Source organism: Klebsiella sp. 54 (assembly GCF_018223875.1).
In the GTDB taxonomy this organism is placed as follows: Bacteria; Pseudomonadota; Gammaproteobacteria; order Enterobacterales; family Enterobacteriaceae; genus Klebsiella; species Klebsiella quasipneumoniae.
In genome coordinates this window covers 94,036-110,169 of record NZ_JAGRRA010000001.1, presented here as the reverse complement: position 1 = coordinate 110,169, position 16,134 = coordinate 94,036, and the positions used below count along the sequence as shown (strand labels likewise).

Sequence of the window (16,134 nt, the reverse complement as noted above, 5' to 3'; positions counted from 1 at the left end):
CCTTTTTCGTCCCCTGCCGGCAGATTGGTCCAACCAATAAATTCATCTACCCCCCAGCAGTTCACAAATCCATCAAAATGCATCACAAACCCGTTGCCTAAGAGTAACATCTGGTTAACCATTCGTTGTCATCAACCCTGCTATCCCTAATTGGCCGGGCCAATTTTACCTAAGACGGATTCGGCAATGAGCGCAGACTCAGCCCACCCGTCCTGGCGGCCCGATGGAGACCCTGCATGAATCTCTGGCAACAAAACTACGATCCCGCCGGTAATATCTGGTTATCCAGTCTTATCGCATCGCTACCGATTCTGTTTTTCTTTTTTGCGCTGATTAAGCTCAAACTGAAAGGCTATCTCGCCGCTACCTGGACCGTTGCGATCGCCCTGGCCGTCGCATTGCTGTTCTATAAAATGCCGGTGGACCGTGCCCTGGCCTCGGTAGTGTATGGCTTCTTCTACGGACTGTGGCCCATCGCGTGGATTATTATCGCCGCGGTCTTTGTCTATAAAATCTCGGTGAAGACCGGACAGTTCGACATTATCCGCTCGTCGATCCTGTCAATTACGCCTGACCAACGCCTGCAGATGCTGATCGTCGGATTCTCGTTCGGCGCCTTTCTCGAAGGGGCAGCGGGGTTTGGCGCGCCGGTGGCGATTACCGCCGCGCTGCTGGTCGGCCTCGGGTTTAACCCGCTGTATGCGGCTGGCCTGTGCCTGATCGTCAACACCGCGCCGGTGGCCTTCGGCGCGATGGGCATCCCAATCCTGGTAGCCGGCCAGGTAACCGGTATCGACAGCTTCGCCATCGGCCAGATGGTGGGCCGCCAGCTGCCGTTCCTGACCATTATCGTGCTGTTCTGGATCATGGCCATCATGGATGGCTGGCGGGGCATCAAAGAGACCTGGCCGGCGGTGATGGTCGCAGGCGGCTCGTTCGCTATCGCCCAGTACCTCAGCTCTAACTTCCTTGGCCCGGAGCTGCCGGACATCATCTCATCGCTGGTCTCCCTGGTCTGCCTGACCCTGTTCCTCAAACGCTGGCAGCCGGTGCGCATCTTCCGCTTTGGCGACATCGGCGCCTCGCAGGTGGATATGACGCTGGCCCGCACGCGCTACACCGCAGGACAAGTGATCCGCGCCTGGTCGCCGTTCCTGTTCCTGACCGCCACCGTAACCCTGTGGAGCGTGCCGCCGTTCAAAGCGCTGTTCGCACCGGGCGGCGCGATGTATGACTTCGTCATCAATTTTTCGGTGCCGTTCCTCGACAAAATGGTCGCCCGCATGCCGCCGGTGGTCAGCGCCGCGACGCCTTACGCCGCCATCTATAAGTTTGATTGGCTGTCGGCAACCGGCACCGCCATTCTGTTCGCCGCCCTGCTGTCCATCGTCTGGCTGCGTATGAAGCCGAAAGACGCGCTGACCACCTTCGCCGGGACGCTGAAGGACCTGGCGCTGCCGATCTACTCTATCGGCATGGTGCTGGCGTTCGCTTTTATCTCCAACTACTCCGGGCTGTCGTCAACCCTGGCCCTGGCGCTTGCCCATACCGGCCACGCGTTTACCTTCTTCTCGCCGTTCCTGGGCTGGCTGGGGGTATTCCTGACCGGTTCGGACACCTCGTCTAACGCCCTGTTCGCCGCGCTGCAGGCAACGGCGGCACAGCAGATTGGCGTCTCCGATATCCTGCTGGTCGCGGCCAATACCACCGGCGGCGTCACCGGCAAGATGATTTCCCCACAGTCGATCGCCATCGCCTGCGCCGCGGTTGGCCTGGTGGGTAAAGAGTCGGATCTGTTCCGCTTTACCGTCAAACACAGCCTGATCTTCACCTGTATGGTGGGCCTGATCACCACGCTGCAGGCCTACGTTTTAACCTGGATGATCCCGTGATAGTGATGCCTAAACGCCTGGCCGACGATGTAGCCCGTCGCGTCCGGGCGCTGATTGAAGAACAACAGCTGGAGGCGGGCATGCGACTGCCCGCCGAGCGTCAGCTCGCCGCTCAGCTCGGCGTCTCGCGCAATTCCCTGCGCGAAGCGCTGGCGATGCTGGTCAATGAAGGGGTACTGCTGAGCCGTCGCGGCGGTGGCACTTTCGTCCGCTTTCAGCATGAGCCGTGGTCGGAGCAAAACATCGTCCAGCCGCTGAAGACGCTACTGGCCGATGACCCTGACTACAGCTTCGACATCCTCGAGGCCCGCCACGCCATCGAAGCCAGCACCGCGTGGCACGCGGCGATGCGGGCCACCGACGCCGATAAAGAAAAAATTCGCCTGTGCTTTGAAGCGACCCAGAGTGAAGACCCGGATATCGCCTCGCAGGCGGACGTCCGCTTCCATCTGGCCATCGCCGAAGCCTCGCATAACGTGGTGCTCCTGCAAACCATGCGCGGCTTTTTCGACCTGCTGCACTCCTCCGTCAAGCAGAGCCGTCAGCGTATGTATCTGGTGCCGCCGGTATTTGCCCGCCTGACCGAACAGCACCAGGCCGTCATGGAGGCGATTGTCGCCGGCGACGCCGAGGCGGCGCGCCAGGCGATGATGGCCCACTTAGGCTTTGTCCACGCCACCATTAAACGTTTTGATGAAGACCAGGCCCGCCAGGCGCGAATTACCCGCCTGCCCGGCGATGCTATTGATAATTCCAGGGAGAATTCGTGATGATTATTTCCGCCGCCAGCGACTATCGCGCCGCCGCCCAGCGTATCCTGCCGCCTTTCCTGTTCCACTATATCGACGGCGGGGCTTACGCCGAACATACCCTGCGCCGCAACGTGGAAGATCTCTCCGACGTGGCGTTACGCCAGCGTATTCTGCGCAATATGTCGGACCTGAGCCTCGAGACCACCCTCTTCAACGAGAAGCTGGCGATGCCGACGGCGCTGGCGCCGGTGGGGCTGTGCGGGATGTACGCCCGCCGCGGCGAAGTGCAGGCCGCCGGCGCAGCGGATGACAAAGGTATTCCGTTTACCCTCTCCACCGTTTCCGTCTGCCCAATCGAAGAGGTCGCCCCGACCATCAAGCGGCCGATGTGGTTCCAGCTGTACGTTCTGCGCGACCGCGGCTTTATGCGCAATGCGCTGGAGCGCGCTAAGGCGGCGGGTTGTTCAACGCTGGTCTTTACCGTCGATATGCCGACCCCCGGCGCCCGCTACCGCGACGCCCATTCCGGCATGAGCGGCCCGAACGCCGCCCTGCGCCGCTACTGGCAGGCGGTCACCCATCCGCAGTGGGCATGGGACGTTGGCCTCAACGGCCGTCCGCACGATCTGGGGAATATCTCCGCCTATCTCGGCCAGCCGACCGGCCTGGAGGATTACATCGGCTGGCTGGCGAATAACTTCGATCCATCGATTTCATGGAAAGACCTCGAGTGGATCCGTGATTTCTGGGACGGTCCGATGGTGATCAAAGGGATCCTCGACCCGGAGGACGCCCGCGACGCGGTGCGCTTTGGCGCCGACGGTATTGTGGTCTCCAACCACGGCGGCCGCCAGCTTGACGGCGTGCTCTCCTCCGCTCGCGCCCTGCCGGCAATTGCCGACGCCGTGAAAGGCGACATTACCATTCTCGCCGACAGCGGCATCCGCAACGGTCTCGACGTCGTGCGGATGATCGCCCTGGGCGCCGACAGCGTACTGCTGGGCCGCGCTTACCTGTACGCCCTGGCGACCCATGGCAAGCAGGGGGTGGCGAATCTGCTGAATCTAATCGAGAAAGAGATGAAGGTGGCGATGACCCTGACCGGCGCGAAAACCATCGAGGACATTAGCCGTGATTCGCTGGTGCAGAACGCGGAGGCGCTGCAGACCTTCGATGCGCTGAAGCAGCATAACGCGGCATAAGCTGCGCCGTTGTGCTCTCTCTCCTCACCCTCTCCCTCAGGGAGAGGGCCGGGGTGAGGGTTGACCAAATATCTGCTATTCTGCCCCCCGCAATTAAGGGGGCAGTATGCTGAACATCGTGTTATTCGAACCAGAGATCCCGCCGAACACCGGGAATATTATCCGCCTATGCGCCAACACGGGCTTCAGTCTGCATATCATTGAGCCCATGGGCTTCACCTGGGACGATAAGCGCCTGAGACGCGCCGGACTGGACTATCACGAGTTCACCGCCGTGCAGCGCCACGCCGATTACACGGCATTTCTCGCCAGCGCGCAGCCGCAGCGCCTGTTCGCCCTGACCACCAAAGGAACCCCGGCGCACAGCGCGGTCAGCTATCAGGATGGCGATTTCTTGATGTTTGGTCCGGAAACCCGCGGTCTGCCGGCGAGCATTCTGGATGCCCTGCCGCCGGAGCAGAAAATTCGGATTCCGATGATGCCGGACAGCCGCAGCATGAACCTGTCGAATGCGGTGTCGGTGGTGGTGTATGAGGCCTGGCGGCAGCTGGGGTATCCCGGCGCGGTGCTGCGCAGCTAACCTGAGCGATTCCCGGATTGCAGCGCACGGCGCCTTATCCGGGCGACAGGCTGGCGGGATGAGATCGTAGGCCCGGTAAGCGCAGCGCCACCGGGCAAGACGTTAAATCCCGTCGCCGTACTCGAAAGTGTGGTGAATACCGTTGAAATGCTGATCCATATCCATCGCCGGCTTATCGCTCTCCGGCTTGCCGACGATGCGCGCAGGAACACCTGCGGCGGTGGTATGCGGCGGCACCGGCTGCAGCACCACTGAGCCTGCGCCGATTTTTGCCCCACGCCCGACTTCGATATTGCCGAGGATCTTCGCTCCGGCGCCAATCATCACGCCTTCGCGAATTTTCGGGTGACGGTCGCCGCTGGTTTTACCGGTACCGCCGAGGGTGACCGACTGCAGAATAGAGACGTCATCCTCAATCACCGCCGTTTCACCAACCACAATGCCGGTGGCGTGGTCGAGCATGATCCCGCGGCCGATTTTCGCCGCCGGGTGGATATCCACCTGGAAAGAGACGGAGACCTGGTTTTGCAGGAAAATCGCCAGCGCGCGCCGGCCCTGCGTCCACAGCCAGTGGCCGATACGATAGGCCTGCAGAGCATGGAAACCCTTCAGATAGAGCAGCGGCGTGGAGTATTTATCCACCGCCGGGTCACGCGTGCGCACCGCTTGAATATCGCAGGCGGCGGAGGCGATCATTTCCGGGTCGGCGGCGTAGGCTTCTTCCACCACTTCGCGAATGGCGATCGCCGGCATAATCGGGGAAGCCAGCTTGTTGGCCAACATATAGCTCAGTGCGCTGCCCAGATTTTCATGCTTGAGTAACGTTGCGTGGTAAAAACTGGCGAGCATTGGCTCACAGTCAGCCAGAGCCCGGGCTTCGGCTTTAATATTATTCCAGACGATATCCAGTTCTTCACACGGCATTGCATACTCCAGGCGATATGGTAATGACCTGCCAGTTCTGCGCTGGCAGGGTCATTCAGGTGACAAAGGAAAGCTAATTGCTGCTGCGCTCGTCCTTGCGGGCGCGACCCAATAAGGTCAATGCTGCCTCGCGCGCAATTTTTCCGCAATACAATACCTGATAAATTTCCTCGGTTATTGGCATTTCGACACCTAAACGCTGTGCCAGAACGCGAACTTCCTTGGTATTGCGGTAGCCTTCAACCACCTGGCCAATCTTTTCCTGGGCGCTTTGCACGTCCATCCCCTGGCCGAGCATCATGCCGAAGCGACGGTTACGGGACTGGTTGTCGGTGCAGGTGAGCACCAGGTCACCGAGGCCGGCCATCCCCATAAAGGTTTCCGGGTCGGCACCCAGCGCCGCGCCAAGGCGAGACATTTCCACCAGGCCACGGGTAATCAGCGCCGTCCGCGCATTGGCGCCGAAGCCGATGCCGTCCGACATCCCCGCCCCGATGGCGATGACGTTTTTCACCGCGCCGCCGAGTTGTACGCCGATAAAATCCGGGTTGATGTAGACGCGGAAGCTCTTGCCGCAGTGCAGCAGGTGCTGCAGATCCTCGGCAAACTGCGGATCCGTCGCCGCCAGCGAAATCGCCGTCGGCAGGCCGGCGGCCAGCTCTTTGGCGAAGGTTGGCCCGGAGATCACCGCCAGCGGGATATCATCGCCCAGCGCTTCACGCGCCACGTCCTGCAGCAGACGACCGGTTTCGGCCTCAAGGCCTTTGGTCGCCCACACCAGACGCGCGTCAGGACGCATCAGCGGTTTAATCTGGCGTAACACCTGACCAAACACATGGCTTGGCACCACCACCAGAATATCGCGGCTGGCGGCCAGCGCGGTGGCCAGGTCGCTTTCAAGATGCAGCGTATCCGGGAAAGGCACATCGGGAAGGAACGCGGCGTTGCAGCGATCGTGTTGCAGCGTCGCGATATGTTTCGGGTCATGGCCCCAGAGCACAACGTGGTGGCCATTTCTTGCCAGGGTGATGGCAAGAGCGGTGCCGTAAGAGCCGGCACCGATCACAGTCATTGCAGCATTAAGTGCGTTCATCAGGCATCCTGATGTTGTTCAGCACCTTCGCCAGCCTGCTGCTGCAGATAGTTCATAAACAGCGCGTCGAAGTTCACTGGCGCAAGGTTAAGTTGCGGGAAGGTACCGCGGGAAACCAGGCTGGTGATGCACTCGCGCGCGTACGGGAACAGAATGTTCGGGCAGTATGCGCCAAGGCAGTGCGCCATCTGGGTGCCTTCGATGCCGTCGATGGAGAAAATACCGCCCTGCTGTACTTCGCAGAGGAACGCGGTCTCTTCGCCCAGAGCGGCGGTCACGGTTACACGCAGCACCACTTCATAAACGCCTTCAGCCAGCTGGGTGGAGGCGGTATCCAGATCAAGTTTAACTTCCGGCTGCCAGTCTTTCTGGAAAACTTGCGGCGCGTTCGGCGCTTCAAAAGAGATATCTTTGGTATAGATACGCTGGATCTGGAAGGTCATTTCGGTGCTGTTTTGTTCTGACATAGTAAAACCCTTTCGTGTTGTCCTTAAATACGCGCTTCCGGCAGGGAAAGCGCGCAAAAATTAGCGCAAGAGGGGATCAAGTCCACCACGTGAATCAAGCGCATACAAGTCGTCACAGCCGCCAATGTGCTGCGCATCAATAAAAATCTGCGGAACCGTCGTCCGTCCGCTGCGCTGGATCATCTCCTCACGCTTCGCGGCATCGCCATCGATCGGCAACTCATGGAACGTTACGCCTTTGCTGTTCAGCAGCGCTTTCGCGCGGATGCAGAACGGGCAGGTCGCTTTGGTGTAGATCTCAATATTGGCCATGACTTCACTCCTGTTATTACCCTGAGGGTTTTACGCCGCAGCCTGTGTTCCCCTCACGTCAGGCGCGACGGGGAAAACGCGGCGGCATCACCACGCGGGGTAAGTTATTTGCCGCGTACCAGAGGGAGGTTTTCGCCGCTCCAGCCAGCAATGCCCTCTTTCAGTACAAAGACTTTTTCAAACCCGGCTTTGTTCAGCGCGTTGGCTGGCTCTTGCGCCTGCATGCCGGAACCGTCTACCACAATAATGGGTTGCGATTTGTGTTTTTCCAACTCGCCGACGTTATTCGCTTTGATATCGCTGGGCAGCAGGTTGATGGCGCCGGCAATATGGCCTTTACGGAAATCGTCACGCTGACGCAGGTCGACCACTACCGCGTCTTCTTTATTGATAAGACGCGTCGCTTCACCACGGGTGATGACTTTAACTTTCGACATCAGGCCCTTGAAGGTGGTGAACAGCACCGCCCCCAGCAGCGCGATCCACGCGATGCTCAGAACAGGGTGACGGCCGATGAATTGCATAATTTCTTGCATGGGGGGTTACAACTCCCGACTAAGTGAGAAAAAAACCAGGAAAGGAGTATACCTGTGCCTTGCGGCAATTACAGCCAGTGAGCGCGATGTAATGTATTTTCTGCGGGCGGCGGCGAAAAAAAGCCGTTCTCGCTGGCGCGCCGCGGACTGGCCGCTCCCTTTCTTTGATCTTTCACGGGGATTTAAACGATTCAGCTGTAGTAAAATTACGCAAAATTTCTGTCTTTGAGCATGAGGTTGTCGCAATGTCGGTTACTAAAAAACCTATGGTACTGGTGATTCTGGATGGCTACGGCTATCGCGAAGACCAACAGGATAACGCCATTTACAGCGCTAAAACGCCGGTAATGGACGCCCTGTGGGCCAAACGTCCGCATACCCTGATCGATGCATCCGGCCTGGAAGTTGGCCTGCCGGACCGTCAGATGGGGAACTCCGAAGTGGGTCACGTCAACCTGGGCGCCGGTCGTATCGTCTATCAGGACCTGACCCGTCTCGATGTGGAAATTAAAGAACGCACCTTCTTCGCCAACCCGGTACTGACCGCCGCGGTCGATAAAGCGGTTGCCGCCGGCAAAGCGGTACATATCATGGGTCTGATGTCGCCAGGCGGCGTCCACAGCCACGAAGATCACATCATGGCGATGGTGGAGCTGGCGGCAGAGCGCGGCGCTGAGAAGATCTACCTGCACGCCTTCCTCGACGGCCGTGATACGCCGCCGCGCAGCGCGGAAAAAACGCTGGCGACCTTCGAAGCCAAATTTGCCGCGCTGGGCAAAGGCCGCATCGCGTCGCTCATCGGCCGCTACTACGCCATGGACCGCGACAACCGCTGGGATCGCGTTGAGCAGGCCTATGACCTGATGACCCTGGCGAAAGGCGAATTCCAGGCCGATACCGCCGTCGCCGGCCTGCAGGCTGCCTACGCCCGTGACGAAAACGACGAGTTCGTGAAAGCGACCGTGATCCGCGCCGCCGGTCAGGCCGATGCGGCGATGGAAGATGGCGATGCGCTGATCTTCATGAACTTCCGTGCTGACCGCGCGCGCGAAATCACCCGCGCCTTCGTCAACGCCGACTTCGACGGCTTTGCGCGTAAGAAAGTGGTTAACCTCGACTTCGTGATGCTCACCGAATATGCCGCCGACATCAAAGTGGCCTGCGCCTACCCGCCCGCCTCGCTGGCCAATACCTTCGGCGAGTGGATGGCGAAGCACGATAAAACCCAACTGCGCATCTCCGAAACCGAGAAATACGCCCACGTCACCTTCTTCTTCAACGGCGGCGTAGAAGAGCCGTTCAAAGGCGAAGAGCGGATTCTGATTAATTCGCCGAAAGTAGCGACCTACGATCTGCAGCCGGAAATGAGCTCCGCCGAGCTGACCGAGAAACTGGTCGCGGCCATCAAAGGCGGCCAGTACGACACTATCATCTGTAACTACCCGAACGGCGATATGGTTGGCCATACCGGGGTGATGGAAGCCGCCGTAAAAGCCGTTGAAGCGCTGGATCACTGCATCGACCAGGTAGCGCAGGCGGTGGAATCCGTTGGCGGTCAGCTGCTGATCACCGCCGACCACGGTAACGCCGAGCAGATGCGCGACCCGGCCACCGGTCAGGCGCATACCGCCCACACCAACCTGCCGGTTCCGCTGATCTACGTCGGTAACAAAGCGGTTAAAGCGGTCAATGGCGGCAAACTTTCCGACATCGCCCCAACCATGCTGTCGCTGATGGGAATGGAAATCCCGCAAGAGATGACTGGCAAGCCGCTGTTCATCGTGGAATAATCCTTCCCCATGAGGGGAAAGGCGACGTATTCAACTACATGGATCGCAACGGCAGTTCGATCCGTCCTTTACGCCAGCGCGCTCAGCGCTGGCGTATTACTGTGCGCGTCATCTGCGCACGCCGACGATCGCGATCAGCTAAAGTCCATCCAGGCCGACATCGCCGCCAGGCAGCGGGCGATTAAGCAACAGCAGCAGCAGCGCGCAAGCCTGCTCGCCCAGCTCAAAGCGCAGGAAGAAGCGATCGCCGCCGCGGCCCGCAAACTGCGCGAAACCCAGGACAACCTGAACCAGCTCAATAAGCAGATTGACGAAATGAACGCCTCTCTCGCCAAGCTGGAGCGCCAGCGCGCGTCTCAGGAGCGTAACCTCGCCGCGCAGCTTGACGCCGCGTTCCGCCAGGGGCCGCATACCGGCATCCAGATGGTGCTGAGCGGTGAAGAGGGCCAGCGCAATCAGCGGATGCAGGTCTACTTCAGCTATTTCAACCAGGCCCGTCAGGAAACCATCGCGGAACTGAAGAAAACGCGCGAAGAGATGGCGGTGCAAAAGTCGATGCTCGAAGAGAAGCAGAGCCAGCAGCAGACGCTGGTCTACGAGCAAAAAGCTCAGCAGGCGAAGCTGGAGCAGGCGCGTAACGAACGGAAAAAGACCCTTTCCGGCCTGGAATCCTCCATTCAGCAAGGTCAGCAGCAGTTAAGTGAATTGCGGGCTAACGAATCGCGCCTACGCGGTCGTATCGCCCAGGCGGAGGCTGCCGCCAAAGCCCGAGCCGATCGGGAAGCACGCGATGCGCAGGCGGTGCGCGACCGCCAGCAGGAAGCATCGCGCAAAGGCACCACCTATAAACCAACGGAAAGCGAGCGTTCGCTGATGTCACGCACCGGCGGGCTGGGCTCGCCGCGCGGTCAGGCGTTCTGGCCGGTTCGCGGTCCGCTCCTTCATCGATATGGCGAACAGCTGCAAGGTGAACTACGTTGGAAAGGGATGGTTATCGCCGCGTCTGAAGGCACCGAAGTCAGAGCCATTGCCGATGGTCGGGTCATTCTGGCCGACTGGCTGCAGGGCTATGGTCTGGTGGTGGTGGTCGAGCATGGTAAAGGCGACATGAGCCTGTATGGCTATAACCAAAGCGCGCTGGTCAGCGTCGGTACGCAGGTGCGTGCCGGTCAGCCTATCGCGCTCGTAGGCAGCAGCGGCGGTCAGGGCCGTCCGTCGCTCTATTTCGAAATTCGCCGCCAGGGTCAGGCGGTCAATCCACAGCCGTGGTTGGGAAGATAAGTTTTGCTTCAATTTCGCGCAATTGCTCTTGCCGTAGCCGGTTCGCTGGCTCTGGCGGCGCCAGCGTTCGCTGGCAAACTCTCCATCGTTATTGACGATTTTGGCTACCGCCCGCAGACCGAAAATCAGGTGCTGGCGCTGCCGTCCACTATCTCCGTCGCCGTGCTGCCGAACGCGCCGCACGCCCGGGAAATGGCCACGAAAGCGCATAATCTGGGCCATGAAGTGCTCATCCACCTGCCGATGGCGCCGCTCAGCAAACAGCCGCTGGAAAAAGACACCCTGCGTCCCGAAATGAGCAGCGAGGAGATCGAGCGCATCATTCGCGAAGCTTACGGCAAAGTCCCCTACGCCGTCGGGCTGAATAACCATATGGGCAGCGCGATGACCTCCAACCTGTTTGGCATGCAGAAGGTGATGCAGGCCCTGGAGCGCTACAATCTCTATTTTCTCGACAGCGTGACCATCGGCAATACCCAGGCCATGCGCGCCGCGCAGGGCACCGGGGTGAAGGTGATTAAGCGCAAGGTGTTTCTTGACGATACGCAGAATGAAGCCGATATCCGCACCCAGTTTAACCGCGCCATCGCCCTGGCGCGTCGTAACGGTTCGGCGATAGCCATTGGCCATCCGCATCCGACGACGGTGCGGGTGCTGCAGCAGATGGTCTATAACCTGCCGCCGGATATCACGCTGGTGCGCCCGAGCAGCCTGCTCAACGAGCCGCAGGTCGACAATTCGACGCCAAACTACGCTCAGCCGCCCGCGCAACAAACGGCGCCGCAGCAGCAGAAGCCGCGTAATCCGTTCCACGGCGTGAAGTATTGCAAGCCGAAGCGCCCGCTGGAGCCCGTGAACGCCAGCCGCTTCTTCACTATCCTCAGCGACAGCATCAGCCAGAGCGCGCTGGTCCAGTACTATCGCCTCAAATGGCAGGGCTGGGACAATCCCGGCAACTAGACCACTCAGGGGTCCGTTCGCTTTTGCGCGACGGGCGCCTGGTTATCTTCGTGGGCGTACCACGCCTTAAAATATTTGAGAAAGCTATAAAACGTGGCGTACAGGCCGGTGACCACGCCGACTTTGCCATAGCGCCACGCCCCGCTGAACAGATACCATTTAAAGAAAGCGCCAATCGCGCTGACGATCCCCCGCGCCAGCGAAGGTTTGATCTGCTGGTGCTTCACCAGCCGGGTGGTATAGCTGTTCAGCTTATTAAACACTTCATGCAGCGAATAAAAGGTGTCATGGCGTACAAAGCCCGGCAGCCTGACGGATCGCGCGTGTCCAACCACCTGGTCATCCACCGGCCGGTCGTTAAATCGCGCCTGCTGGCGGTTAAAGAGGCGCACCGGGTAATCCGGCGAGGAAATGGGGTAGATCGTCCGCACCTGCTTGCCGAGGACAAACCAGTAGCGCGGCAAACGCCAGGCGCATGCCGGGTCAGGCTCCTCCCCCGCTTTTAACGCCTGAATGGCCGACACGACGTCGTTATCAAGAATTTCATCGCTGTCCATGCACAGCACCCAGTCATGGCTGGCCAGCCCAATGGCATAGTTCATCTGCGCGCCGTGGGCTTTATAGGCATGGTGATGGACGGTGAGACCAAACTGCTGACAAATAGAGACCGTTTCGTCGGTGCTACCGGAGTCGACGACAATACACTCATCGGCCACCCTCAGCAGCGGGGGCAGCACCTCCATGAGCAGACGTGCAGAGTTACAGGTCAGTAAGCATACGGAGAGTTTAAGCATGATAGTTACAAAGTTAAACCGCGACTAAACACACTGTATAAGCGAATAACCGTAAAATCGATGTAGAAATTGTGCGCTTGATATTAAGCAGGCTAAAAATGTTATCCAAATCTAAATTAAGGCGCCCGCAGGCGCCTTTTTTGCTGGTTTTTACAACAGACCGGAGGCGTTATTCCCAGCTCAGAACCACTTTACCGGACTGGCCGGAGCGCATGGCGTCAAAACCCTTCTGGAAGTCATCAATGCCGAAGCGGTGGGTGATGATCGGTGAGAGATCCAGACCAGACTGGATCAGCGCCGCCATCTTGTACCAGGTTTCGAACATTTCGCGACCGTAGATACCTTTGATAAACAGCCCTTTGAAGATGACCTTGGTCCAGTCGATGGACATATCCGACGGTGGAATACCCAGCATCGCGATACGGCCGCCGTGGTTCATGGTATCCAGCATGCTGCGAAACGCCGGCGGCGCGCCGGACATCTCCAGACCCACATCGAAACCTTCGGTCATCCCCAGCTCGACCATCACGTCATTAAGGTTCTCTTTGGCCACGTTCACCGCGCGAGTGACGCCCATTTTGCGCGCCAGCTCAAGACGGTACTCGTTGACGTCGGTGATCACCACGTTACGCGCGCCGACATGTTTCGCTACCGCCGCCGCCATCACGCCGATCGGACCGGCGCCGGAAACCAGCACGTCTTCCCCGACCAGATCGAAGGAGAGCGCGGTGTGCACAGCGTTGCCGAACGGGTCGAAGATAGACGCCAGGTCATCAGAGATATTGTCGGGGATTTTAAAGGCGTTAAAGGCCGGGATCACCAGATACTCGGCAAAGCAGCCCGGGCGGTTGACGCCCACGCCAATGGTGTTGCGGCACAGGTGGGTACGGCCCGCGCGGCAGTTACGGCAGTGGCCGCAGGTGATATGCCCTTCGCCGGAGACGCGGTCGCCAATCTTAAAGCCGCGCACTTCCTGGCCAATCCCCACCACTTCGCCGACATATTCGTGCCCGACCACCATCGGTACCGGAATAGTCTTCTGCGACCACTCATCCCAGTTGTAGATGTGCACGTCGGTCCCGCAAATGGCGGTCTTGCGGATTTTAATCAGCAGATCGTTATGGCCGACTTCCGGTTCCGGTACGTCGGTCATCCAGATGCCTTCTTCCGCTTTCAGTTTGGATAACGCTTTCATCTCACACCCTTATTAGGCGATGACGCCCAGTTGTTTACCGATGCGGGTAAAGGCTTCCACCGCACGCTCAATTTGTTCAGGGGTATGCGCCGCCGACATCTGGGTGCGAATACGCGCCTGGCCTTTCGGTACCACCGGATAGAAGAAGCCGGTGACATAGATCCCTTCTTTCTGCAGCTCGCGGGCAAAGTTCTGCGCCACCACCGCTTCGCCCAGCATCACCGGAATGATGGCGTGGTCGGCGCCCGCCAGGGTGAAGCCTGCCGCGGTCATTTTTTCACGGAACAGACGCGCGTTGGCCCACAGGCGATCGCGCAGGTCTGCACCCTCTTCGACCATCTCCAGCACTTTGATGGAGGCGGCCACGATGGCCGGCGCCAGAGAGTTGGAGAACAGATACGGACGGGAACGCTGGCGCAGCCACTCGACCACCTCTTTGCGTGCGGCAGTGTAGCCGCCGGAGGCGCCGCCCAGCGCTTTACCCAGCGTGCCGGTGATAATGTCGACGCGACCCATCACGTCGCAGTATTCGTGGGAGCCGCGGCCGTTTTCGCCGACGAAGCCGACGGCGTGGGAGTCATCGACCATCACCAGCGCATCGTATTTATCCGCCAGATCGCATACGCCTTTCAGGTTGGCGATCACGCCGTCCATCGAGAAGACGCCGTCGGTGGCGATTAACACGTGACGCGCCCCGGCGTCGCGGGCTTCTTTCAGGCGCGCTTCCAGCTCCTGCATGTCGTTGTTGGCATAGCGGAAGCGTTTCGCTTTACACAGGCGTACGCCGTCGATGATAGAGGCATGGTTCAGGGCGTCGGAGATAATGGCGTCTTCCGGGCCGAGCAGCGTTTCAAACAGGCCGCCGTTGGCGTCGAAGCAGGAGGAGTAGAGGATCGCGTCTTCCATACCGAGGAAATCCGCCAGCTTCTTCTCCAGCTGCTTGTGCGTATCCTGGGTGCCGCAGATGAAGCGTACCGAGGCCATCCCGAAGCCGTGGCTGTCCATACCGGATTTCGCCGCGTCGATCAGCGCCGGGTGGTTGGCCAGACCCAGATAGTTATTGGCGCAGAAGTTAATCACGTGGCTATCGCCGACGGTAATGTCCGCCTGCTGCGCCGAGGTGATGATGCGCTCTTCTTTAAACAAGCCTTCGGCCCGAGCGGTCTCCAGATTGCTAGTTAACTGTTTGTAGAAATCACCACGCATTGCAACTCTCCAGATTCGGCAAAATTTGGCACATATTACCCAAAGCTATACGCTGATACGAGATGATGCATGCCTGAATGAATTATTTGCAGCATAAATCACGTCAGCCCAGCACCTTATTCTGCGAATGGCTGTAGGCTTGCTCATGTGGTGATATGATATGAGCATTCATGTCCGGATTGTCTCCGGGCTCTCAACTTCAAAGGTACAGTTATGATCATCGTAACCGGCGGCGCAGGCTTTATCGGCAGCAACATCGTTAAAGCGCTGAACGACAAGGGCATTACCGACATTCTGGTTGTCGACAATCTGAAAGACGGCACCAAGTTTGTGAACCTGGTTGACCTGAACATCGCTGACTACATGGATAAAGAAGACTTTCTGATCCAGATTATGGCAGGCGAAGAGTTCGGCGACATTGACGCTATCTTCCACGAAGGCGCGTGCTCTTCCACCACGGAGTGGGACGGCAAGTACATGATGGACAACAACTATCAGTACTCCAAAGAGCTGCTGCACTACTGCATGGAGCGCGAAATTCCGTTCCTGTACGCCTCTTCGGCAGCCACCTACGGTGGACGCACCAGCGATTTCATCGAGTCCCGCGAGTACGAGCAGCCGCTGAACGTCTACGGCTACTCCAAATTCCTGTTCGATGAATACGTCCGTCAGATCCTGCCTGAAGCCAATTCGCAGATCGTCGGCTTCCGCTACTTCAACGTCTACGGGCCGCGCGAAGGCCACAAAGGCAGCATGGCGAGCGTCGCTTTCCACCTCAACACCCAGCTGAATAATGGCGAAAGTCCGAAACTGTTCGAAGGCAGCGACGGCTTCAAGCGCGACTTCGTCTACGTCGGCGACGTGGCTGACGTCAACCTGTGGTTCTGGGAAAACGGCGTTTCCGGCATCTTCAACCTCGGCACCGGCCGCGCGGAATCCTTCCAGGCCGTCGCCGATGCGACCCTGGCGTACCACAAAAAAGGCAGCATCGAGTACATCCCGTTCCCGGACAAACTGAAAGGCCGCTACCAGGCGTTCACCCAGGCGGATCTGACTAACCTGCGTAAAGCGGGCTATGACAAACCGTTCAAAACCGTTGCCGAAGGCGTAACGGAGTATATGGCCTGGCTGAATCGGGGCGCGTAAGAGA

Annotated in this window: 16 protein-coding genes; 8 read left to right on the top strand and 8 right to left on the bottom strand. The window is 59.1% G+C overall.

Annotated elements, in window-relative coordinates; all coding sequences use genetic code 11:
• Nucleotides 1-236 precede the first annotated feature (236 nt).
• The 4 genes from lldP to trmL all read left to right on the top strand — a co-directional run bounded on the left by lldP (nt 237) and on the right by trmL (nt 4,426).
• Nucleotides 237-1,892 (top strand): L-lactate permease, encoded by a 1,656-nt coding sequence (gene lldP / locus KHQ24_RS00540; RefSeq protein WP_004205040.1) that lies wholly within the window; start codon nt 237-239, stop codon nt 1,890-1,892.
• Nucleotides 1,889-2,662 (top strand): transcriptional regulator LldR, encoded by a 774-nt coding sequence (gene lldR, locus KHQ24_RS00535; RefSeq protein WP_004205041.1) that lies wholly within the window; start codon nt 1,889-1,891, stop codon nt 2,660-2,662. Before lldP ends, lldR begins: the two co-directional genes overlap by 4 nt.
• Nucleotides 2,662-3,846: an FMN-dependent L-lactate dehydrogenase LldD gene (lldD, locus tag KHQ24_RS00530; protein ID WP_165708118.1), complete on the top strand. Its 1,185-nt coding sequence runs from the start codon at nt 2,662-2,664 to the stop codon at nt 3,844-3,846. The genes lldR and lldD overlap by 1 nt, the downstream gene beginning before the upstream one ends.
• Nucleotides 3,847-3,952: 106 nt before the next feature.
• Nucleotides 3,953-4,426 carry a tRNA (uridine(34)/cytosine(34)/5-carboxymethylaminomethyluridine(34)-2'-O)-methyltransferase TrmL gene (gene trmL / locus KHQ24_RS00525; protein ID WP_032456727.1) on the top strand — a complete coding sequence of 158 codons (474 nt, stop codon included), beginning with the start codon at nt 3,953-3,955 and terminating at the stop codon, nt 4,424-4,426.
• A 102-nt stretch (nt 4,427-4,528) separates the two neighbouring features.
• Here trmL and cysE read toward each other — a convergent pair whose 3' ends face one another.
• The 5 genes from cysE to KHQ24_RS00500 all read right to left on the bottom strand — a co-directional run bounded on the left by cysE (nt 4,529) and on the right by KHQ24_RS00500 (nt 7,758).
• Entirely contained in the window at nt 4,529-5,350 is an 822-nt protein-coding gene (gene cysE, locus KHQ24_RS00520; RefSeq protein ID WP_002922426.1) for a serine O-acetyltransferase, read from the bottom strand.
• Between the two features lie 73 nt (nt 5,351-5,423).
• The gene (gene gpsA / locus KHQ24_RS00515; RefSeq protein ID WP_004205045.1) at nt 5,424-6,443 is read right to left on the bottom strand and encodes an NAD(P)H-dependent glycerol-3-phosphate dehydrogenase; all 1,020 of its coding nucleotides are present in this window, start codon (nt 6,441-6,443) and stop codon (nt 5,424-5,426) included.
• A complete protein-coding gene (secB, locus tag KHQ24_RS00510) occupies nt 6,443-6,910 on the bottom strand; it encodes a protein-export chaperone SecB (RefSeq protein ID WP_002922428.1) in 468 nt (155 codons plus the stop codon). The genes gpsA and secB overlap by 1 nt, the downstream gene beginning before the upstream one ends.
• Nucleotides 6,911-6,970: 60 nt before the next feature.
• Complete coding sequence (grxC, locus tag KHQ24_RS00505; RefSeq protein ID WP_002922429.1) at nt 6,971-7,222, bottom strand: glutaredoxin 3; 252 nt, start codon at nt 7,220-7,222, stop codon at nt 6,971-6,973.
• 104 nt (nt 7,223-7,326) lie between these two features.
• The gene (locus KHQ24_RS00500) at nt 7,327-7,758 is read right to left on the bottom strand and encodes a rhodanese-like domain-containing protein (protein ID WP_004205046.1); all 432 of its coding nucleotides are present in this window, start codon (nt 7,756-7,758) and stop codon (nt 7,327-7,329) included.
• A gap of 245 nt (nt 7,759-8,003) precedes the next feature.
• On the opposite strand from KHQ24_RS00500, the gene gpmM reads away from it, so the two are divergent.
• From gpmM to KHQ24_RS00485, 3 genes are read left to right on the top strand one after another with little or no spacing between them, the layout of a single operon-like run.
• Nucleotides 8,004-9,548: a 2,3-bisphosphoglycerate-independent phosphoglycerate mutase gene (gpmM, locus tag KHQ24_RS00495; RefSeq protein WP_023319322.1), complete on the top strand. Its 1,545-nt coding sequence runs from the start codon at nt 8,004-8,006 to the stop codon at nt 9,546-9,548.
• Nucleotides 9,549-9,557: 9 nt separating this feature from the next.
• Complete coding sequence (gene envC, locus KHQ24_RS00490; RefSeq protein WP_004205048.1) at nt 9,558-10,829, top strand: murein hydrolase activator EnvC; 1,272 nt, start codon at nt 9,558-9,560, stop codon at nt 10,827-10,829.
• 3 nt (nt 10,830-10,832) lie between these two features.
• Complete coding sequence (locus KHQ24_RS00485) at nt 10,833-11,789, top strand: divergent polysaccharide deacetylase family protein (protein WP_004205049.1); 957 nt, start codon at nt 10,833-10,835, stop codon at nt 11,787-11,789.
• A 5-nt stretch (nt 11,790-11,794) separates the two neighbouring features.
• On the opposite strand, the gene KHQ24_RS00480 is transcribed toward KHQ24_RS00485, so the two are convergent.
• From KHQ24_RS00480 to kbl, 3 genes are all read right to left on the bottom strand, one after another.
• Nucleotides 11,795-12,583: a glycosyltransferase family 2 protein gene (locus KHQ24_RS00480; protein WP_017900043.1), complete on the bottom strand. Its 789-nt coding sequence runs from the start codon at nt 12,581-12,583 to the stop codon at nt 11,795-11,797.
• A gap of 169 nt (nt 12,584-12,752) precedes the next feature.
• Nucleotides 12,753-13,778 carry an L-threonine 3-dehydrogenase gene (gene tdh, locus KHQ24_RS00475; protein WP_043522712.1) on the bottom strand — a complete coding sequence of 342 codons (1,026 nt, stop codon included), beginning with the start codon at nt 13,776-13,778 and terminating at the stop codon, nt 12,753-12,755.
• A 12-nt stretch (nt 13,779-13,790) separates the two neighbouring features.
• On the bottom strand, nt 13,791-14,984 hold the full coding sequence (gene kbl, locus KHQ24_RS00470; RefSeq protein WP_017900044.1) for a glycine C-acetyltransferase: 1,194 nt from the start codon (nt 14,982-14,984) through the stop codon (nt 13,791-13,793).
• A gap of 213 nt (nt 14,985-15,197) precedes the next feature.
• Here kbl and rfaD point away from each other — a divergent pair, with 213 nt between their 5' ends.
• Nucleotides 15,198-16,130: an ADP-glyceromanno-heptose 6-epimerase gene (gene rfaD, locus KHQ24_RS00465; RefSeq protein ID WP_057212700.1), complete on the top strand. Its 933-nt coding sequence runs from the start codon at nt 15,198-15,200 to the stop codon at nt 16,128-16,130.
• The last annotated feature ends 4 nt before the right edge of the window (nt 16,131-16,134 follow it).